We start from the raw sequence: 21,817 nt of genomic DNA on the forward strand, positions 1-21,817 counted from the left end.
TATATATAATATTAAGGTATATATAATAAGGTGTAGTTCTTCAATAAACATAGATCCTACACATTTAACATTAACATAATGGAAACAAGAGGAAATTTCGGAAGCAAGTTAGGCATTATTCTCGCCACGGCGGGATCTGCTGTAGGATTGGGAAACATTTGGCGTTTCCCATATATGACTGGTCAGAATGGTGGCGCAGCCTTCATCCTGATTTATTTAGTCTGCATCATTCTGCTGGGTTTGCCGGGTATGCTGAGCGAATTTATCATCGGTCGTCATTCTGCATCCAATGCAGCCCGTGCTTATACCAATCTGGGTAAGCACAAGGCGTGGGGTGCCTTGGGATTGATGGGCATCATCACTTCCATGATTATCTTCGGATTTTATTCCGTAGTGGCAGGCTGGTGCTTGCAGTATCTTTATGCCAGCATTATTGGTGGCGTGCATGGTGATCCGGAGTATGTTAAAAGCTATTTCCAGACCTTCGCATCCGATCCGATTCGTCCTGTATTATGGGCTTTAGGCTTTATCCTGCTCACCCACATGGTGGTGGTTCGCGGTGTGCGTAATGGTATCGAAAAGGCATCCAAGATATTGATGCCGCTGCTTTTCATCCTGCTGGTGATCATCGTGATTGCTTCCTGCTCATTGCCTGGAGCGATGAAGGGAGTGGAGTTTCTGCTGAAACCGGATTTCAGCAAGGTAGATGAGAATGTGCTGCTTGAGGCTTTGGGACAGGCTTTCTTCTCGCTGAGTATGGGTACAGCTTGTCTTTGCACCTACGCTTCTTACTTCAACCGACAGACGAATCTCTTGAAATCAGCCACTCAGATTGTAACCATTGATACGCTCATCGCCGTATTGGCAGGATTGATGATCTTCCCTGCTGCTTTTTCCGTGGGAGTTCAGCCGGATAGTGGTCCGTCGCTTATCTTCATCACCCTGCCTAATGTTTTCCAGCAGGCTTTTGGCAATATGCCGGTGGTTAGTTACATCATCTCTGTATTGTTCTATGGCTTGTTGGTGCTGGCTGCTCTTACCTCTACCATCTCGATGCACGAGATTGGTACCGCCTTTATTTATGAAGAGGGCAAGGTAAGTCGTGCGAAGGGAGCCTGGGTTGAGACGATAGTCTGTGGTGTTATCGCAGTATTCTGTTCTCTTTCTCAGGGAGCGGTAGAGGGATTGGGCTTCTTCGGTAAGGATTTTCTCTCCAATTGTGATAATTTGACGGCGCAGTTTCTGATGCCGTTGTCTTCGTTCATCACCTGCCTGTTCCTGGGCTGGTATGTACCAAAGAAGATTGTACGTGATGAATTCACCAACTGGAATACGGTAAGTGGAAAGCTTTTTCCTGTCTTCCTCTTTACCATCCGATTCATCTGTCCTATCTGCATCTTCCTGATCTTCCTGCATCAGTTTGGAATCATCTAGTTCCTCATCATATAGTCTTGTAAGGGCAAAAGCACCATACGCCAATAGGGTACGATGCTTTTGCCCTTACTTTTTATATGCAGGTCTTGCCGGATAGCTAGAAACAGATGTAGGGCTTCAACCTTTCTATTTCGTCTGGTGGAAAATCCTTCAGCAGTTTGAGGTCTTCTATACAATGCAGTGGACCTTTCAGCCTGCGATAATCACAGATTTCCTTGGCCTGATAGAAGTTGAGATAGGGGTGTTTCTTGAGCTGGTTGAGCGTTAACTTGTTGAGATTCATCTTGCGGATTTGCTGCTCGTCAATCTTGATATAGGCAATGGAAGATTCGGGCAATCCATCGATCTCTTCCAACTGTTGGGCAGATGCAAATCCTCCCAGCCGTTCTCTGTATCTTACGATGCGGCTGGCATAGTAACTGCCTATACCGGGAATCTTCATCAGCTGCGTCGTATCGGCGCCGTTGATTTCGATATGCTCGTTGGCTCTCAGCTTATGTGGATAACTATAAACCTTGGTATCATCGTTTCTTCTATTATTATAATAAGGTGTATTGTGCCTTCCGCTTCTTCCATATCCTTCTTTTCCGTAGAAATCAGCCGCAGGCTTGTAATCATCGGCTATCTGGATAAACGGCAACAGCACCTCGTAGGTTCTCTTGGTGATGCCATAGACCCGGGCGAAATCGGATGGGCGGGAGAAGATGCCGCCTTTCTCCCGGAAACGGATGATGCTTCTGGCTTGCCAGCTTTCTAATCCCAGTCGCTCGAAATCCTCAGCGCTAGCCGTATTGGGATCAAAAGGGAAGAGTTCGTGCACCATCCCTTCTTCTTTGCTGTATAAAGGATGAGATTTGGAGGCGTGATGGATTTTGGCAGATGATGCATCTTTCTCCTGATTGCTGTTTGTGGAGTCTAGTTGGGAAGTCACAGGAGCATCGTTCTGCTTTTCCTGAATCAGGAACGTGAGAGAAACACACGCAATCATAATGGCAAGCAGGGTGAGGAGAGCTTGTCGGTCTTTCTTTTGAAGGTAAAAAATGTCTTTGAACTTCATAAGCTCCGATTTTAATAGGTGAGTCGGGATTACTGGACTCGAACCAGCGACCTCATCGTCCCGAACGACGTGCGCTACCAACTGCGCTAAATCCCGTTTTGTGGTACTTATGAGCACAAAGACGCTGCAAAGGTACACCAAAATCTCCATAATACCAAATAAAAAAGCACTTTTTTATCTTTTTTGAAAAGTTTTTCACTTAAAAATTTGGTGGAACCAAATAATTGTTGTACCTTTGCACCCGCAAATGAGAAATCATCTGTAAGAGTATGGTGCCATAGCTCAGTTGGTAGAGCAAAGGACTGAAAATCCTTGTGTCCCCGGTTCGATTCCTGGTGGTACCACTTAAAAAGCCGAACTTCTTCAAAGAGGTTCGGCTTTTTGGTGTTTATAAGGCTTTTGCTCATTATAGGCGCATTGCAGTCTGGAATCCTGCGTCTTTTTTCTTTCTTTTCCCTTTTTCTTCGATATATTTCGGGTATTTGTCCCTTTTGTTGCTAGATTTGTCTGATATTTAGCGTGAGATTGCGGTATTCTAACCTACTTTTGCAATCGAAATCAAATGAAAAAATAAAAAGAACCTGAAAACAATTAAGCAAAATGAATCACGTCTTAAGCAAAACAAAACAGAGAAGTCTCCTTCTCGTGGCATTGTTGCTCATGGGATGTTTGCAGCTCTTGGCGCAGACTCGCACCATTAAGGGTGAAGTGACAGATGCACAAAATGGTGATCCTCTTATCGGCGCTACCATTATGGTAGAAGGCGAAAAGGGTGGTACGGTTACTGATTTCGACGGTAACTTTGTTCTTCAAGTATCTTCTTCTGCCAAGAAGATCAAGGTATCTTATATAGGTTATATAGATAAGATACTGGCTATTTCTGAAAATATGAAGGTGAATCTCGAATCGGATAGCAAGGCGCTTGCCGATGTCGTGGTCATCGGTTATGGTACGGCGCGCAAGAGCGACCTGACGGGTTCCGTGGCTACGGTGAAGGCTAAGGACTTCAACAAGGGTCTCGTTTCTTCTCCTGAGCAGTTGATCAATGGTAAGGTTTCGGGTGTACAGATCATGTCCAACAGTGGTTCTGCCTCAGCAGGTAGTACCATCCGTGTGCGTGGTGGTGCTTCTCTGAATGCCAGCAACGACCCTCTTATCGTGCTCGATGGCGTGCCATTGGAGCAGGGGGGTATTTCTGGTAACAGCAGCAACTTCCTCAGCATGATCAACCCTTCTGATATCGAGAGTATGACTGTGTTGAAGGATGCTTCTTCTACAGCCATCTATGGTTCCCGTGCATCCAATGGTGTCATCATCATCACTACCAAGAAGGGACAGCAGGGCGGTTTGAAGGTAAACTTCAATACCACCAACAGTATGCAGACCCGTGCGCAGATGGTGGATATGCTGAGCCATGATGATTTCGTGAATGTAATCAATCAGTTTGGCACCGATAACCAGAAGTCATTGCTAGGCAATGCCAATACCGATTGGAACGACGAGGTTTATCGCACCGCTTTCGGTACTGATAACAACCTCAGCTTGAGTGGAAGCATCGGCAAGTATTTGCCTTTCCGTGTTTCTGCCGGATATTACAACCAGAGCGGTCTGGTGCGAAAGGACAATGTAGAGCGTTGGACAGGTAACGTGGTGTTGACTCCTAGCTTCTTCCAAGACCACCTGAAGTTGACCATCAATGCCAAGGGTACACTCAATAACAACTCTTTCAATAATGGTGGCGCTGTATGGGCAGCTGCCACATTCAACCCAACCATCCCGGTTTATTCCGGCAACGACAAGTATGGTGGCTATAATGAGGCACTCGATGCTGATGGCTATCCAGTAAATGCGGGTGTGAGAAACCCACGTGGTCTGGTGGATCTTTATGATTCGAAGAGTAAGGTGAGCCGTTTCATCGGTTCGATGGATGTAGATTACAAGGTTCATTTTCTGCCAGACCTCAAGCTCCATGCTACCATTGGTGCAGATTATGCCAAGGGTGATGGTACCATTTATGTTCCTGGCTATGCAGCACAGTCATTCAACAAGGATGAGTCCTTGAGCGGTAGCGATTACAAGTATGGTCCTCAGAAGAACGAGAACCGTCTGCTTACCCTCTATGCCAACTATGCAAAGTATTTCGAGAATATCAAGAGCAATGTAGATTTGACAGCCGGTTACGACTACCAGTACTGGAAGAGCACTACACCTCTTTATTATACCAAGAGTGCGGCAGGTACAACCCTTTCTACCGTAAAGGCTTCTGATTACCGCCACGTGATGTTGTCATACTACGGTCGTGTCAATTATTCCTTCGATGGAAAGTATCTCCTGACAGCTACCGTTCGTCGCGATGCATCTTCCCGCTTCTCTAAGGATACCCGCTGGGGTACTTTCCCATCTGTAGCTTTGGGATGGACCTTGACCGAGGAGCCTTGGTTGAAGGACAACAAGGTAGTCTCTAACCTGAAACTCCGTGCCAGCTATGGTGTAACCGGTCAGCAGGAAGGTATCGGCAACTACAACTATCTGCCGGTCTATACATCTAGTGTAACAGGTGCCGAGGCACTCATCAACGGACAGTATATTACAACTTATCGTCCTGAGGCATACGTTTCAGACCTGAAGTGGGAGACAACTACCTCCTGGAACTTCGGTCTTGACTTCGGATTCCTGAATGGTCGTATCGGTGGTGCCATCGATTTCTATACCCGCAAGACCAAGGACCTGTTGGCTTCTGTTCCTACAGCAGCAGGTACCAACTTCTCAAAGACTATCCTTACCAATGTAGGTAATGTAGATAGTAAGGGTATCGAGGTTTCCCTGAATGCAACTCCTATCCAGACCAAGGACTGGGAGTGGAACCTGAGCTACAACTTCACCTGGCAGAACATGAAGGTGAAGAACCTTTCTCTTACCCAGGGTGGAAGTCAGACCAATGTGAAGGTAGGTCCATCTATTGATGCTTACCAGTTCCAGGTACTCTCAGAGGGATATGAGCCATATATGTTCTATGTATATCATCAGCTCTACGATTCTGAGACAGGCAAGCCAATCGAGGGTGCTTATGCAGACTTGAATGGTGATGGCGAAATCAATGATGCCGATCTCTACCGCTATCATTCTCCAGCCCCTAAGTACATCATGGGCTTGAGCACATCCCTGAGATACAAGCAGCTGACTCTCGGTATGAGCTTCCGTGCCAACATCGATAACTACGTATATAATGGCATGGGTATGAGCACTGGTGCATGGGAGACCGTGAGCTACAACAACTCACAGCTCAATAACCTCAACGCCAGCTTCCTGAAGACAGGTTTCAAGACCCGTCAGTATCTCTCTGATTACTATGTAGAGAATGCTTCGTTCCTGAAGCTCGACAACCTGAGCCTGAGCTACAATGTAGGCAAGATCAACAAGTGGGCTTCACTCACCGTATCTGCGATGGTACAGAATGTATTCACCATCACCGGTTACTCAGGTACAGACCCTGAGGTGCCAAACGGAATGGACAACTCGTTCTATCCACGTCCTCGCACCTACTCAGTAAGCCTCGGACTTCAGTTCTAACAAATAAAATCGATAACAATGAAACTTAAGAATATATTATATAGTATGATGTTGGGAACAGCAGTGCTGACCAGCGCTACCAGCTGTGTATCCGACCTCGACCAATATCCTCAGACGGAGACTACCTCTAAGGATGTTTATACCTCGCTTGCCAATTATGAGGCTGTGCTGGGTAAGATTTATGCTGCCATGGTGACCAGTGGTCAGGGTAAGGGCGGCGACAACAAGGATATGTCTTCCGTATTGAACGGCGGCAGTGGTTTCGACTACATGCGTATGTTCTTCAACCTCCAGGAGTGCGGTACTGATGAGCTTGCCTCTACCTGGTTGACAGGTGAGCAGACCACAGGTTTGACCTATCTCTCTTGGGATGCCAACGATGCGTGGGTATCAGATATGTATTATCGCATCTATTACAACATCGCCCTCTGCAACGAGTTCCTCCGTAATGCCAATGGTGCCAGCTTCTCGGGCGAGGACGAGGTGAAGATGAAGGAGTATAAGGCAGAAGTCCGCTTCATGCGCGCCTTGTTCTACTTCCATGCCCTCGATCTCTATCGTAACATTCCGATGGTAACAGAGAACGACCCTGTGGGCAGCTACATTCCTCCTCGTTATACTCCGCAGCAGACTTTCGATTACATCGAGAGTGAGTTGAAGGATTGTGTAGGCGACATGCTTCCTGCCTCTACCTGTCCTTATGGTCAGGCTTCTCAGGGCGCAGCCTACACTCTGCTTGCCAAGCTTTATCTGAACAGCGAGGTTTATACCGGCGTTGCCAAGTATGCCGAGTGCAAGGAGGCTTGTGAGAAGGTGATGAATATGGGCTACTCTTTGGAGTCTGATTACAGCAAGCTCTTCAATGCTGATAACGACAAGCGTACCAACGAGATTATCTTCGCCTTGCCAGTAAGTGCAGAGCATACCGTAAGCTGGGGTTCTTCCACTTACTTGGTGTGTGGACAGTTGAGCATGTCGAATGCCAACCAGAATGTTGCCGACTTCGGTGTCACCAATGGCTGGAGCGAGTTCCGTCTCCGTCCGGAGTTCGTGGATAAGTTTACCCAGACCGATATTGATGGCAATGGCGACAAGCGCTGCAAGTTCTTCACCAATGGTCAGAGCAAGGATGTAACCAGCATGACCGATGAAACCACCGGTTATCTCTCAGAGAAATGGAGTAACCTGAAGGACGATGGAACAGCTGCATCCAATACTGCTAATGATGGTGTAGAAACAGACTATCCTCTTTTCCGCTTGGCAGATGTATATCTGATGTATGCTGAGTGTGTAGCTCGTACCCAGGGTGCAAGTTGGGATCCATGGCCAGAAGGAAAGACTGATGCCGCTGATCCTGAGGTCATCGCTTCTCGTAAGCAGGGAGCCATCTATTGGATCAATCTCCTCCGTGAGCGTGCAGGTAATACCGATGTATGGGCTAACAACTTTGCCAACGATGATGAGTTCCTCCAGTTCATTCTCGATGAGCGTGCCCGTGAACTTTATCATGAGGGCTATCGCCGCACCGACCTGATTCGCTTCGGCGAGTTCACTACCAGCAAGTATATCTGGCAGTGGAAGGGTGGCACCCATGATGGACAGGCTGTTGACAGCAAGTACAACATCTATCCAATCCCTAACACCGAGCTTACCGCCAATCCAAATCTTCATAACGACAACTATTAATAGGATAAAAGAATGAAAAAGATATTTAGAAACCTGATGATGCTTCTCTGCGCACTCGCCGCTCTGGTGAGTTGCGACGAGAGTGGCGACAAGATATATCTGGATGGCTTCAAGGTATCCGATCTGATGGCATCGGCCAGCGATGTGGTGCTGTCTGTTGACAATACGAAGGACATCGTGCTCTCGATGGCTTGGCAGAATCCTACCTTGCTTTCGAGCGATGAGACCAAGCCTGCGGGCAACGGCGTGTTGAAAACCTATCTGCAGGCATCACCTTCTGAGAGCTTTGCTACGGTCAAGGAGTATTCCGTAACCGATCTCTCCAAGGCTTTCACCGGTGCAGATCTCAACACCCTTGCCAAGGATCTGGGAACGACTCCGGGTCAGAGTGCGCCTCTCTATTTCCGCATCAAGAGTCAGATGGGAAACAATCTCGATGCTGCTTATAGCAATGTGTGCCAGGTGAACGTTACACCTTATATTATACACATGGACAAGATGACCATCTGGAATGCGGATAAGAACAAGGAACTGACCTATCTATATTCTCCAAACGAGGATGGCATCTATGCAGGCTATATGAATGCTTCTTCCTGGCTCAACTTCTGGGGCAAGGAGAATGATGGAACCATTTGGGGTAACGTAGGACAGGATGGTCATGTATATGAAATGGATAATACAGAGTCGGCATGGAACTTCTGGTTCCCTGGTCAGACTGGTATTTATTATACTGTGGTAGATACAAAGGCTAAGGAATTCAAGCCAACCTACATCAAGGCGATGCAGTTGAATGGTGAGGACATGACCTATGATGCTCCTAACTATGCCTGGACCAAGGTGATTACAACCTCTGCTGATAATACACCTATCAGTATTGTTGCTACTGGTGCAGAGTACAGCAAGGCAACCGCAACTGATGATGCTGCAGCCGTAGTCAAGACAATGAACTACACTCTTGCCGATGGCAAGATGACAGCTGCCGCAACTGCTGGCAGCGTGAACATAGCCAAGGCGGGTACTTATACTGTTACCGTGAAGGTAGGTGAGAACAGCGACCTGACTTACTCTATCGAGTCAGGCAACCAGACTGCTCCAGAGCCAGAGGCTAGCAATACTCTCTGCATGTTCAGCAAGGATGGCAACACCCTTCTTGCTGTGATGGACAAGGTGAGCGATGGTGTTTATACCTGCAAGTACAAGCCAACTTCCTGGGAGAACTTCCGCTTCATCTTCGTTGGCGAGAACAAGGACGACAAGCAGACCTGGTATGGTGCCGATGGTGAGCAGTTCAAGTTAACTTCAGGCGATGGTGCCTGGGATATCTGGTTTGGTGATGAGAATGGTGAAACTGAGTTTACGGTTACAGCCGATCTCAATACCATGACATGGAAGTATGAATAGCTTAATGAATATTCTGCGCAACCGATTGCGCAGAATATTCATCATGGGTAAGTTTCCTTATTGTAAACGAATCATTTATTTGATTATCTTTGCATTATAATAATAACTTAAAGGCAGAATAACAATGAAACATATTTTAGGAAAAGCCATATTGCTGGCTACAGCGCTCTTGTTCTCTATCACGGGCACGAGTTGCAGCAATGCTGATAATACCACTCCCGAAAAGGAGAAGACATACGATATGAGTGGCTTCGCCAAGGGAGCCGATGTAAGTTGGATTACAGAGATGGAGCAGAACGGAAAGAAGTTCTATAATGCTAACGGTAAGGCTACCGAGTGCATGGCACTTCTCCGCGACCTCGGCATGAACTCCATCCGCCTTCGTGTATGGGTAAACCCAGAGGATGGATGGAACGGAAAGAATGATGTGGTAGCAAAGGCATGGAGAGCTCAGCAGCTCGGTATGCGACTGATGATAGACTTCCACTACTCTGATACCTGGGCAGACCCATCCAAGCAGGGCGTTCCTGCTGCCTGGAAAAACTATGACTTCAATCAGATGAAGCAGGCGGTTGCCGATCATACCAAGGATGTATTGAATGCCTTGAAGGCAAGAGGTGTCAACGTAGAGTGGGTACAGGTAGGTAACGAGACCACCGACGGAATGCTCTGGAATGATGAGGCTGGCGATGCTGCCCTGAAGGTGACAGGCCGTGCCTCTAAGAACATGGCTAACTTTGCCGCTTATATCAATGCCGGTTATGATGCCGTCAAGGCGGTTTATCCGGAGGCTAAGGTGATTGTGCATCTCGATAAGGGAAACAATCTGAGCCAATATACCTGGATGTTTGATGGCTTGAAGCAGAATGGTGCCAAGTGGGATGTCATCGGTATGTCGCTCTATCCAGATTGGATTACTGACAAGACCTGGGAGCAGGTTTCTGATGACTGCCTCAGCAACATCAAGACCCTTTCCGGCAAATACAACTGCGATGTCATCATCTCAGAGATTGGTATGGTGTGGAATTCTGAGAATGCCGCTCCATTCCTCAAGAAGATGGTGGATGGCTGCAAGGCTATCTCTACCTGCGAGGGCGTGTTCTACTGGGAGCCTGAATGCAACAGCGGCTGGAACGGCTACGACAAGGGAGCCTTCGACAACAGCGGCAAGCCAACCGCTGCACTCGATGCCTTCAAGTAATCGGGTAAGTTAGCTTTCTTCGCTTCCTCTGGGAGCGATAGAAGCGAATTTTAAAATGGAATATTGTACTAACTTAGAAGAATAAGATATGATCAAGAGAAGCATTACTTTCGTGTCTCTCGCCCTGGCGTTCTCTGCCATGTGCCAGGCGCAGAGCAGAAAAGTCATTAATTTGCCATCGTGGGATTTCTCCCGCGATGGCAAAGCGTGGTCTCAGGTAGCCGTGCCTCACGACTGGGCAATCGCGGGTCCTTTCGACAAGAAATGGGACCTGCAGATGGTGGCTATCGAGCAGAATGGCGAAAAGGAGAAAACCGAGAAGTCGGGACGTTCTGGAGCTCTCCCTTGGATTGGAGAGGGTATGTATAAGATGAATCTTCAGTTGCCGAAGGGCTACAAGCGTGCCGTCCTCGTATTTGATGGTGCGATGAGTCAGCCTGTAGTGAGCGTGAATGGTAAGGAGGCTGGCAGATGGGCTTACGGCTACAATGCCTTCCGCATCGACATCACACCTTACGTGAAGTTTGGCGGAAAGAAGAATCTCGTAGAGGTTCATCTCAACAATGTAGAGGAAAGCAGCCGATGGTATCCAGGTGGCGGTCTTTACCGTCCGGTTTCCGTGGAACTTTACGGTAACGAGAACTTCTCTACCTGGGATACCTTCGTGCGTACCCTGAAAGCAGACAAGCTGGAAGCCGAAGTGGAAGTGAACGCCCTGCTGGAAGGAAAGATTGGAAAGTCGGGAAAAACCGTCATCGCCTTGCTCGATGAGGCTGGTATAAAGGTTGCCGAGCAGACCGTATCGGGTGCAACCCCGCAAATCAAGACTACCCTGAAAGTAGCAAATCCTCAGCTCTGGTCTCCGGAATCTCCTTATCTCTATCAGGTGAAGTTAACCCGATATGAAGGCAAGAAAGTGGCTGATGTCCAGACGCTGAAGACCGGTATTCGTACCATCTCGGTATCCAAGAATAATGGTTTCCAGCTCAATGGCATCACCCGCAAGATCAAGGGTGTCTGCCTGCACCACGATCTCGGTCCGTTGGGAGCAGCAGAGAATAAGGCTGCCCTCATCCGCCAGATCAAGACGATGAAGGAGATGGGTTGCGACGCCATCCGTACAGCCCATAACATGCCTTCTACCATGCAGATGGAAATCTGCGATTCCCTCGGTATGATGGTAATGGCAGAGAGCTTCGATATGTGGATTTATCCTAAGTGCAAGAATGGCTATGCCAAGTTCTTCAAGGACTGGAGCGACAAGGATATCACCAACCTGGTGAAGCACCATCGCAACCATCCTAGCATCATTATGTGGAGTATCGGTAACGAGATTCCTGAGCAATGGAGCAAGGAGGGTATGGAGATTGCCAAGCATCTGCAGGATCTCTGTCATCAGTACGACCCATCCCGCCCTGTAACCCAGGGTATGGATAGGGCTGAGGATGCCCTGAAGAGTGGATTTGCCCAGGTAATGGACGTTCCGGGCTTCAACTATCGTGTACATAAATATTATAAGAATATCGAGCAGTTGCCTCAAGGCTTCCTGCTGGGTTCCGAGACGGCATCTACCGTCAGCTCCCGAGGCGTGTATAAGTTCCCGGTTCAGGTGCGTGCCAGCAACAACAATCCATACGCCGACGGCCAGTGCTCCAGCTATGACACGGAGTATTGCTCCTGGAGTAATCTTCCGGATGATGACTGGAAGATGCAGGATGATTACAGTTGGGTAATCGGAGAGTTCGTGTGGACGGGCTACGATTATCTGGGCGAGCCAACTCCTTATGATACTTACTGGCCAAGCCGCAGCAGCTACTTTGGTATCTGCGACCTTGCCGGACTTCCAAAGGACCGATATTATATGTATCGTGCCCGCTGGAACGAGCATCAGCACACCACCCATCTTCTTCCTCACTGGAACTGGAAGGGTAGAGAAGGACAGGTTACCCCTGTATATTGCTACACCGATGGTGTGGAAGGCGAGCTTTTCGTGAATGGCAAGAGCCAGGGCAGAGTTCGCAAGGACAAGTCAAGCCGATTGGACCGCTATCGCCTCCGCTGGAACAATGTGAAGTATGAACCAGGCGAGATTCGCGTGGTTACCTACAATCAGTATGGCGACAAGGTAGGCGAGGACGTGAAGCGTACAGCCGGAGAACCAGCGCAGATGAAGTTCAGCGTGGAGACTCCAGACCATGAGCCTATCGCCTGCATGGTAGAAGGCTGTACCGATGAGCACAACGTGCTGCTGAATGCCGATGGCAACGATCTTGCCTTCATCACCGTGAGCCTTCTGGATAAGGACGGCAATGAGTGTCCGCTCGCCGATGATGAACTTACCTTCGAGGTAAAGGGTGCCGGAACCTTCAAGGCAGCATGTAATGGTGATGCTACTTCGCTCGATTCCTTCACTCAGCCACACATGCGACTCTTCTCTGGCAAACTCGTTATTGTTGTTCAGAGCAAGGCACAGAAGGGCGACATCATCCTCACCGTAAAGGATGGCAAGCGCAATATGGAAAAGTCGCTTACGCTGCAGGCAATATAAAGCAGACTTATTAATGATAAATCTAGATTCCCCTAGGAGAAGAAGTTCTTGCTCCTAGGGGAATTCTTCGTTCAGCGACGTTGAATGTGTGTTCAGCACTGTTGAATGTGTGTTCAGCACTGTTGAACATAGGTTCAGCAGTATTGAACGGAGATTTCTTCTAATGGTACCAACAAATTCTCCCTATTCTTTCAACAACTTCTTTCTATACTTTGAGTATCTTCTCCTTATCCTTTCATCCGTTTTCCATAGGCCTGGACGGAACTTCTCCTTATTCTATTGTTATTTTTCTCTAATAATATTTGGCATTGTCGTGAATAATGTGTATTTTTGCAGCTATGAACAAATCACTAACCGCTTTATCTAGAGTAAGCATGGCGATAGCTATGCTTTTTATAACCATAGCGCTCCATGCGCAACGTTTCGTCAACACCACCCTGGATGGTGCTCAGGCTGTCTATGCTATTACCCAAGATACATCAGGAGTAGTCTGGCTGGGTACCGACAATGGTCTCTACAGTTATGATGGCTACCACGACTATCGTCATTTTGCTTCCCATACCTTTAGTCATATCCGCATCAATGCGCTCGGCTTTGAGGGTAGCATGCTCTATCTGGCTACGGGCAATGGAATGCTGAAGTTTGATACGCAGAAGGGAATCTATGCTTCTGCGCCAGCGATGGAATCTGAGGAGGACAAGGGCAGGAAAAAGGCGGTGAAGGAGTTGCGAGTGCTCAATATGAAGGGCAGGAAAGATGCCTTTGGCAACGATGTGTATGCTATCCTGCATACACAGAAGGGACTTCTGGTGGGTTCTCTCGCCGGACTCCGTCTCAACCAGCGCCAGATTCTCCTGACTCCCGGAGCACAGCCGCTGGTGAATGCCCTGGCTTACGATGCCAAGCGCCACTGTTACTGGATAGGTACCGAGGGAGCCTTGTACTGTGCCGACCAGGCTTTGCAGAACTTCTCCAAGATTGCGGCACTGGATGGAAACTCCGTGAAGTGTCTGGACGAAGACCAGGATGGCAATCTCTATATCGGTACGGATAATGGACTTTATCGCATGGCGATGAACAACAGTCTGGAGCATTTCGTTCACGACTCGCGCAATGAGGCAACCATCCCCAACAATATCGTATGGTCCTGCTATGTGGATAAGTGGCAGAATGTGTGGATCGGTACCGATCACGGACTTTCCCGTTTATCTACCCATACCTACTATCGCTTCACTTCGCTCGATAAGATTACCTTCTCGGGCGAGGGTAACTGTCTGCATGCTATCCTTCAGACCCGCAGCGGCGACTGGTGGATGGGCGGAACCAACGGCTTGATTCACTATGCAGAGGGAGTGCGCGTGCAGGGAACTGCATCTGAATATCAGAATGTGGTATGGTATAAACAGAACAATCCTTCGGCTCCTCTTGCTCACAACCGTGTGCGCAAGATTTATGAAGACAAGGAGGGGGATGTATGGATCTGTACAGACCACGGCATCAACCTCTATCAGAAGAGTACGGGAAAGTTGCTCAACTTCATCGTCTATGACAAGAGCGGCAAGTATTCTACTGCCTGGGCTTATGATATTCTTCAGGATCAGATGGGCAGAATGTGGATGGCATCTTATCAGGGTGGCGTCTTCGTGCTTGACAAGCAGCGCCTTCTGGCAGCCATCTCGCTCTCATCAGCAGCTACTGCCACCTGTGTGGCAGACCATCATTTCTCAGACAAGGGAAAGAACGCCCTCTCGGGGCTGCACATCGGTCAGCTGGTACTTGATGGCAAGGGATTCGTCTGGGCTTCCTCTTATAATCATCTCGACCGTATCGATACCCGTACCCTTCGCATCTCACATATCCCAGGCAATGATGCCATCAATTATCTGATGAAATCTGACAATGGCAATGTATGGGTAGGATACAATGCCAGCGTGAAGTGCTTTATGGTGAACCTGCCGATGAAGGGCAAGGAACTGGAAAGCAAGGAATGGAAGATTGATGCGAAGGTGGTCTCCATGTGCGATGTGGAAAACAAGGTCTGGGTGGTGGCAGGCAATGTCTGCAGCGTGCTGGATCCTGAGAACAACAGTTTCCGATTCTTCATTCCGATGGAGAGTCCGAATAATATCTATTATTCCAAGCTGAACCACGAAGTGGTGATGGGTGGCAATGATGGCTTCATCTCCATCCGTGCCGACCTTTCCATGCCGAAGAACGACAAGGCGCAGCTGCTCCTGGCGGGTATCGTGGTGAATGGCAGACAGACCCAGGATGCCTTGCTCGATGAGAACATTGAGGGAACACCGGGTGTCTCGCCCGTGGGACTGAAGACGCTTGTTCTGAAGTATGATGAGAACAACTTCACGCTCCAGCTGTCTGATTTGCCTTTTGCCGATCATCCTACCGCCGTCTATGCCTACCGTCTGGAGGGTAGCGACCACGAGTGGCATTATCTGGACAAGGGCAATCTTGACATCACTTACAATGGATTGTCGTATGGCGATTATCATCTCACCGTACATGTGGTGGATGGCGAGGGAAATATCGGCGATGAAGTTTATCAGCTCGAAATCTCCGTTCTTCCACCATGGTATCTCACCATCTGGTGCAAGCTGTTCTATCTTACCCTCCTGATTGTGGGTATAGCCTGGGTCATCAATGCTCATTTCGTAAGAAAGCAGTTGAAGGAGGCGAAAAAGCAGAAGGAGGAAATTCTGGAGCAGGTGCAGGCGCGTATGAAGTTCTATGCCAGCCTTGCCGATGACCTGAAAAATGCTGCCGCTCACCATTCGTTCGAGGAAGTGAATGATCTGGTAGTTTCTCATCTTGATGTGAATGCTTCCGACAACGAATCAGAGCCGGCAATGATTGTAGATCTCCATGCTCCTCAGGCTCCGGAAGTTGAGATGGATGAGATGGATAAGAAACTGCTCAACCAGATTCGGGAGATGATAGAGGAGAATATGGTGGATTCCGACTTTAACGTGTCGATGCTTCAGGAGAAGATGGGTATGGGAAACAAGCAGCTTTACCGCAAGCTGAAGGCAATTACGGGTCAGACTCCGGTAGAGTATATCCGTGATATGAGAATGCAGAAGGCGGCAAAATTATTAAAGGCAGGCAAGTTCAGCGTGTCGGAGGTAATGTACACCGTAGGCTTCTCTAACAGCAGCTATTTCTCCAAGTGCTTCTCCAAGGCGTTTGGAATGACTCCTACCGAGTTTATGCGCAGTTAGGAGTGAAAATGTTGCCTAAAATCATAACTTTACAGAAAAATGTTATGATTTTAGGCAAAATTCGTTATTTTATGTTTTAATTCTTGCTTAAGTTATTAAAAATTAGTAATTTTGCACCTTGAATCGAAGTACAGGTCCATGCGTGGACTATCAAGCACTATTGGTCTAAACTGAAAGAGGTATTGAGCGAAACACCTCAAGATGGGATGCAGTAATTGATTTATGTACAAGAAAGAAAAAATAAGTATCAATTTATAGTAAACAATTTAAGAAACAAGGATGAGAAGATTAACTCTTTTACTTGTCTCTCTTGTATTGTTGTCTATCCAATCCGTATTGGCGCAGAGTTTCCGCGTCAAAGGTACCGTTGTGTCTGCTGAGGACAACGAACCGATGATTGGTGTGACGATTAAGCAAGAGGGTACATCAAATGGTGTGGTCACCGATATTGACGGTAACTATACCATCGAAATTAAAGGGGCTTCGAAAGCTACACTGGCATATTCGTATGTCGGATGTCTGACCCAGAAGCATGTAGTCAAAGAGCAGACAAACACGCTCAACATCACCCTTGCTCCTGATTCTAAGATGATGGACGAGGTTGTCGTTGTGGCGTATGGTGTGCGAAAGAAGGGAACCATTGCGGGTTCTGTTTCTGCTGTGAAGGCAGAAAAGATTGAGAATGTTCCAGCTGCCAGCTTCGATCAGGCTTTGCAGGGACAGAGTACAGGTTTGCAGGTCATCGCCTCTTCGGGTGAGCCAAGCAAGGCTGCCACTTTCCAGATCCGTGGTACCAACTCCATCAACTCTGGTAAGGCTCCGCTCTTTATTCTGGACGGTGTGCCTATCTCCAGCTCCGATTTCAATACCTTGAGTCCTAACGACATAGAGAGTATCTCGGTATTGAAAGACGCCTCTTCTACCTCTATCTATGGTGCCCGTGCGGCAAATGGTGTGGTGGTGATTACATCGAAGCGAGGTTTGTCGATGGATAAGGCGAAGATCACGCTCCGCGCACAGTATGGTTTTTCTGAACTGGCTCAGAGTAGCTGGAAGATGATGAATACCGACGAGCGTATCCAGTTTGAAAAGGAAGTTGGCTTGGATGCCGGTAAGGATTACAACCTCCTTTCAAAGGTGAATGTCAACTGGCTGGATGAGGTGTTCAACGACCGTGCTCCTCTGCAGAGCTACGAACTCTCTATCAACCGTGCTACCGACCGTTTGAATTATTATGTTTCGGGTGGTTTCTACGATCAGGATGGTATTGCACAGAACTCAACCTTCCGCCGTTACAACATCCGCACCAATGCTGATGTCAAGGCCAGCAAGTGGTTGAAGGTAGGTACCAACACCATGGCTGCTTACGAGGAAGCTCAGCAGGCTGATGATGGTAGCTATACTACCGTGACTCCTATTTCAGCATGCCGCTTCATGTTGCCTTACTGGAATCCGTATGCCAAGGATGGCAGTCTGGCTTCGCTTGCAGCAGGCAACTGGGCTGGAACCAGTGAGAACCCTATCGTCTATATGGGCAAGAATCCTATCAGAAACAAGAAGTACAAGGTGCTCTCTACCATGTATGCCGAGGTTTATCCGATAGAGAATCTGACTATCCGTACTCAGTTTGGTGCCGATTTCACCCATTCTACAGCGTTCCTCCAGTCATTCCCAAGTCTCTCTTCCAATAATGGTCAGGGTACTGCGGCACGACAGAGCAGCGACGCCATCAACCTGACAGAGACTACCACCGCCAACTATCGCTTCAGTCTGAACGATATCCATGCGTTCAACGTGATGTTGGGTCAGGAGGCAGTAAGCTATCATTCAGAGGGATTCCAGGTATATTCCAAGGGGCAGACCAGTGATCTCCTGACCAACGTATCTTCTGGTACACGTGCCAGCCGTTGGGCAGATTCATCTTCTGATTACTCTTACCTCTCGTTCTTCATGCGTGGCGAGTACAACTACAAGGAGCTTTACTACGCCGACTTCTCTCTGCGTACCGATGCTTCTTCACGTTTTGGTAAGGACCATCGCTGGGGTACCTTCTGGTCACTCGGTTTCATGTACAATGTGAAATCTACCGATTGGCTGAAGGATGTAAAGTGGCTCAGCTCTGCTCAGCTTGCCGTAAGTACAGGTACATCGGGTAACTCTGAGATTCCTAACTATTATCACCTGGCTTTGGTTTCTGGTGGTGCCAACTACGATGATACTGCCGGTTTCTATCCATCACAGAGTGGTAACGAGGAATTGGGTTGGGAGTCAACATGGGCAAACAACTTCGCCCTCCGCTTGGGCTTCCTCGATAGAATCAACTTCAGTTTCGAGGCTTACTACAAGCGTACTTCCAATATGCTGATGCGCGTTCCTGAGTCTTACACCGTTACCGGCGAGGGCTATCGCTGGAAGAACGTAGGTGTGATGGCTAACAAGGGTATCGAGCTGAGTGCTGACGGTGATGTAATCCGCACCCGTGACTTTACCTGGAATGTAAGCGCCAACGTATCTTACAACCAGAACCGCCTGAAGGAACTTTATAACGGTGTAACCGAGTATGTAAACTCAACCACCGGTTTGAAGTATGTGGTAGGTCACTCTGTAAGCGAGTTCTTCCTGAACCGTTATGCCGGTGTGAACCCTGCAAATGGTGAGCAGCTCTGGTATGATAAGAACGGCAACGTGACCAACGAGTTCCGTGAGAGCGACAAGGTGATGACAGGCAAGACCTATGATGCACCTTGGATGGGTGGTTTCGGTACAAGCTTCCGTTGGAAAGGCTTGCAGCTTTCTGCCCAGTTCAGCTGGATTGGTACACGCTACGTCATCAACAACGACCGCTTCTTCGAGGAGAGTGGTGTAACCTTCGGAACAGCTTACAACCAGTCAAACCGTCTGTTGTACGACCGCTGGAAGCAGCCGGGCGATATTACCGACATCCCACGTTGGGGCGAGGTAACCCAGCTTGACGACCGCTTCCTGGAGAACGCATCGTTCCTCCGCATGAAGAATCTCAGTCTGTCGTATTCGTTGCCACAGAGCTTGTTGCGCAAGACTAACTTCTTCTCTATGGTTCGCATCTACGGACAGGCACAGAACCTCTTCACCATTACCGGTTTCAACGGCTTGGACCCAGAGGTTTCATCCAATATTTACCAGGCGCAGTATCCAGCTTCACGCCAGTTTACCCTGGGTGTGGAACTGCAATTCTAAGCTAGAAAGGAGAAAACAAAATGAATATCAGAAATATAAAGACATACATCCTGTCGGGTATCCTGACCCTCTCGCTGTCTTCCTGTCTTGATAAATATCCAGAGGATTCCATCCGCATGGATGAGGCAATCAACAAGGTGGAAGATGTGGATAAGCTGGTGATCGGTATCTACGACAGTTTCAAGAGCAGCGCCTTGTATTCGGGCAATCTGACTATCCTGCCAGACCTGCAGGCAGACTTCGTGTTCTGTGTAAAGGGCTACTCTAATGCCTATGGCGATATCTATCGCTGGAAAGACATCAAGGCAACCAATACCGACATCGAATCGGTTTATGCCGATCTTTATGATGTAATCAACCGATGCAATTTCCTGCTCGACAATGTTGATAAGGTAAAGGCTGCAACTACCGATGACAAGCAACTTGACAAGTTGGAGCAGTATGAGGGCGAGGCTTACTTTGCACGTGCCCTGGCTTACTCAGAACTGATCAAGTGTTTCTGCAAGGCTTACGATAGCGATGAGCAGGCAGAGAAGGAACTCGGCGTAGTACTTACAGAGCACTACAAGGGCGATGAGGTTCAGAAGCGAGCTACCCTGAAGGAGTCATACGAATTCGTATTGAGAGACCTCGATAAGGCTACTGAATATCTGAAGGTAGGTGATGACTTCACCGGAAGTCTCTACAACGAGATTTACTTCAATGAATATACCTGCCATGCCTTGCGTGCGCGCGTATCCTTATATATGCACAAGTACGATGATGCCATCAAGTATGCTTCTAAGGTAATCGGCAGCAAGTTCTATACCCTGGAGAAGGCTTCTTCCAACACCTATTCCAACCAGGTGAAGGATTACAAGTATATCTGGACCAATGGTGATTCCCGTGAGGCTATCTGGAAGGTTGGTTTCACCGTGAATAGCTATGGTGGTGCCTTGGGTACTGTCTTTGATAACTACAATTTCGTGACTTATCGTCCTGATTATGTTCCTGAAACCTGGGTTATCAACTCATTCGACAGCAACGACCTCCGTGCCGCAGCCATCTTCACTACTCGTGTAACAGGTTATGAGCACGGCTTGCAGTGGCCTTTGTTGAGCAAGTATTTCGGCGATGCCACTTTCTTGAGCAACAATATCCTTCACGTTCACCAGCCGATGGTGTTCCGCCTTGCCGAGCAGTATCTGATCCGTGCCGAGGCTTACGCGATGAAGAAGGACTACGCCAAGGCAGGTAAGGATATCTCAACCCTGCGCACCGCCCGCTACTCTTCTTATGGTGGTAACACTTCTTTGACCGAGGGCAACGCCTTGACCGTTATCGAGTCGGAGCGTGTGAAGGAACTCTATATGGAAGGCTTCCGCCTGAACGACCTGAAGCGCTGGCACAAGGGATTCAGCCGTAAGGTGAGTGACCAGCCAGCAGCCAACTTCGTACAGAGTAGCCTGAAGGTAGAAAAGGACGACCCACTCTTCGTATGGCCTATCCCACAGCATGAGCTGGAGGCACCGGGCTCGGAGATTGAGCCTAATGAAAGTAACAAATAAAATAAGGAGACGATCATGAAGAAAATAATGATGGGATGTTTGGCAGCCGTGGCTGTACTCATCGCTCTTGCGAGCTGTTCGCAGGATTATACCACCTATTCGGGTCCAAGTCATATCATGTTCTCTGATACGCTCTATCAGTATGCCGTGCAGGAAACCAACGAGGTTTTCAATGTTCCTGTTTCGGCTACCGAGAAGGTTGATTACGACCGCACCTTCGGCGTGGAGGTTGTAGATAAGCAGAGCAATGCCATCGAGGGACAGCACTATCGCATCCTCAACAACACCGTTACAATCAAGGCGGGCGAGATGGTAGGAAACGTGCAGATTCAGGGTATCTATGATAACATCGGCAAGACCGACTCTCTGGGCTTCACCCTGAAGCTGGTGATTCCGGAGAAGTATAACTGGACAGAGCTTTACAAGGACTACACCCACGTGGTGATGCAGAAGTCTTGTCCTTTCGATATCCACAACTTCTCTGGCTGGTGCATGGTAACATCTACCTTCTACAACCAGTACTTGAACAACGTAACCAACCGTCTGATCAAGACCGAGGTAGTGGAAGGCGAGGAGAATACCGTTCTGCTGAAGGATGTTTACTACAAGGGCTACAACCTGAAGTTGAAGTTCAATACCAATAACATCCTGGAGCCAAAGGTAGAGATGGACGACCAGATAGCTGGTGAGACCGGCGAGGCGTTCGGTACCATCTATGGAGATGGCAAGTTGCGTATCAGCCAGCCATCTTTCTACACCTCTTATTATAATACCTGCCAGAACTATGTATTGCAGTATGTCACCATGAGTGTTGACAACAAGGATGGTTCATCCTTCGGCACCGTGGGCACCTTCATCACCATGTATGAATGGATCAGCGATGCAGAGGCAGAGAAATTAAAAGAACAAGGATATTAAAAA

11 protein-coding genes and 2 tRNA genes are annotated in these 21,817 nt (G+C 48.2%); 11 read left to right on the plus strand and 2 right to left on the minus strand.

Annotation, left to right across the window (positions count from 1 at the left end; translation table 11 throughout):
- The first annotated feature begins 78 nt into the window (after positions 1 to 78).
- Positions 79 to 1,434 (plus strand): sodium-dependent transporter, encoded by a 1,356-nt coding sequence (locus DXD25_RS06895; RefSeq protein WP_117662470.1) that lies wholly within the window; start codon positions 79 to 81, stop codon positions 1,432 to 1,434.
- A 97-nt stretch (positions 1,435 to 1,531) separates the two neighbouring features.
- Here DXD25_RS06895 and DXD25_RS06900 read toward each other — a convergent pair whose 3' ends face one another.
- Both DXD25_RS06900 and DXD25_RS06905 read right to left on the minus strand, forming a co-directional pair.
- Positions 1,532 to 2,491 carry a helix-hairpin-helix domain-containing protein gene (locus tag DXD25_RS06900; protein ID WP_117662472.1) on the minus strand — a complete coding sequence of 320 codons (960 nt, stop codon included), beginning with the start codon at positions 2,489 to 2,491 and terminating at the stop codon, positions 1,532 to 1,534.
- Between the two features lie 23 nt (positions 2,492 to 2,514).
- Positions 2,515 to 2,587: transfer RNA gene (locus DXD25_RS06905), tRNA-Pro, on the minus strand.
- Positions 2,588 to 2,762: 175 nt separating this feature from the next.
- Between DXD25_RS06905 and DXD25_RS06910 the strand changes: the two genes are divergently transcribed.
- The 10 genes from DXD25_RS06910 to DXD25_RS06955 all read left to right on the plus strand — a co-directional run bounded on the left by DXD25_RS06910 (position 2,763) and on the right by DXD25_RS06955 (position 21,814).
- A tRNA-Phe gene (locus DXD25_RS06910) sits at positions 2,763 to 2,835 on the plus strand.
- A gap of 256 nt (positions 2,836 to 3,091) precedes the next feature.
- Positions 3,092 to 6,061: a TonB-dependent receptor gene (locus tag DXD25_RS06915; protein ID WP_117662474.1), complete on the plus strand. Its 2,970-nt coding sequence runs from the start codon at positions 3,092 to 3,094 to the stop codon at positions 6,059 to 6,061.
- An 18-nt stretch (positions 6,062 to 6,079) separates the two neighbouring features.
- Positions 6,080 to 7,747 carry a RagB/SusD family nutrient uptake outer membrane protein gene (locus tag DXD25_RS06920; RefSeq protein ID WP_117662476.1) on the plus strand — a complete coding sequence of 556 codons (1,668 nt, stop codon included), beginning with the start codon at positions 6,080 to 6,082 and terminating at the stop codon, positions 7,745 to 7,747.
- Positions 7,748 to 7,759: 12 nt separating this feature from the next.
- Entirely contained in the window at positions 7,760 to 9,148 is a 1,389-nt protein-coding gene (locus tag DXD25_RS06925) for a DUF5114 domain-containing protein (RefSeq protein ID WP_117662478.1), read from the plus strand.
- Positions 9,149 to 9,272: 124 nt separating this feature from the next.
- Positions 9,273 to 10,349 (plus strand): glycosyl hydrolase 53 family protein, encoded by a 1,077-nt coding sequence (locus DXD25_RS06930; RefSeq protein WP_117662480.1) that lies wholly within the window; start codon positions 9,273 to 9,275, stop codon positions 10,347 to 10,349.
- A gap of 88 nt (positions 10,350 to 10,437) precedes the next feature.
- Positions 10,438 to 12,897 carry a glycoside hydrolase family 2 TIM barrel-domain containing protein gene (locus DXD25_RS06935; protein WP_370453408.1) on the plus strand — a complete coding sequence of 820 codons (2,460 nt, stop codon included), beginning with the start codon at positions 10,438 to 10,440 and terminating at the stop codon, positions 12,895 to 12,897.
- A gap of 338 nt (positions 12,898 to 13,235) precedes the next feature.
- Positions 13,236 to 16,133 carry a two-component regulator propeller domain-containing protein gene (locus tag DXD25_RS06940; protein ID WP_158556313.1) on the plus strand — a complete coding sequence of 966 codons (2,898 nt, stop codon included), beginning with the start codon at positions 13,236 to 13,238 and terminating at the stop codon, positions 16,131 to 16,133.
- Positions 16,134 to 16,412: 279 nt separating this feature from the next.
- On the plus strand, positions 16,413 to 19,349 hold the full coding sequence (locus DXD25_RS06945) for a TonB-dependent receptor (RefSeq protein ID WP_117662484.1): 2,937 nt from the start codon (positions 16,413 to 16,415) through the stop codon (positions 19,347 to 19,349).
- 20 nt (positions 19,350 to 19,369) lie between these two features.
- Complete coding sequence (locus DXD25_RS06950) at positions 19,370 to 20,896, plus strand: RagB/SusD family nutrient uptake outer membrane protein (protein ID WP_117662486.1); 1,527 nt, start codon at positions 19,370 to 19,372, stop codon at positions 20,894 to 20,896.
- Positions 20,897 to 20,911: 15 nt separating this feature from the next.
- The gene (locus DXD25_RS06955) at positions 20,912 to 21,814 is read left to right on the plus strand and encodes a DUF4984 domain-containing protein (RefSeq protein WP_117662488.1); all 903 of its coding nucleotides are present in this window, start codon (positions 20,912 to 20,914) and stop codon (positions 21,812 to 21,814) included.
- The last annotated feature ends 3 nt before the right edge of the window (positions 21,815 to 21,817 follow it).

The sequence above is a fragment of the Prevotella sp. TF12-30 genome (genome assembly GCF_003436715.1).
Classification (GTDB): domain Bacteria; phylum Bacteroidota; class Bacteroidia; order Bacteroidales; family Bacteroidaceae; genus Prevotella; species Prevotella copri_A.